The sequence below is a fragment of the Vibrio sp. S457-15 genome (assembly GCF_000960545.1).
Lineage (GTDB): Bacteria > Pseudomonadota > Gammaproteobacteria > Enterobacterales > Vibrionaceae > Vibrio > Vibrio parahaemolyticus.
Map to the genome: position 1 here is coordinate 1 of NZ_JYOQ01000036.1, position 404 is coordinate 404.

Sequence of the window (404 nt, forward strand, 5' to 3'; positions counted from 1 at the left end):
CTGCTGGACAACGCCCTCGCCACCATGGGCGCCGGCCTGCCCTCGGCTATGGCCGCGCACCTGGTCTACCCGGACCGGCCGATCGTCGCGGTGTGCGGCGATGGCGGCTTCATGATGAACAGCCAGGAACTGGAAACCGCGGTGCGGCTTAAGATGAACCTGACGGTGATCATCCTGCGCGACAACGGCTACGGGATGATCCGCTGGAAGCAATCGAACATGGGCTTCGCCGACTTCGGGCTGGACTACGGCAACCCGGACTTCGTGCACTACGCCGAGGCCTACGGCGCCCACGGCCACCGGGTCGACAGTGCCGAGGGCTTCCTGCCGCTGCTGGAGCGCTGCCTGGGCACGCCTGGGGTGCATGTGATCGATTGCCCGGTGGATTACTCGGAGAAAGACCG

Annotated in this window: 1 protein-coding gene; it reads left to right on the plus strand. The window is 66.1% G+C overall.

All coding sequences use genetic code 11. The features are described 5' to 3' along the window. The coding region (locus tag UF05_RS05215; RefSeq protein ID WP_048852220.1) for a thiamine pyrophosphate-dependent enzyme at nucleotides 1-404 on the plus strand (404 nt) is incomplete at both ends.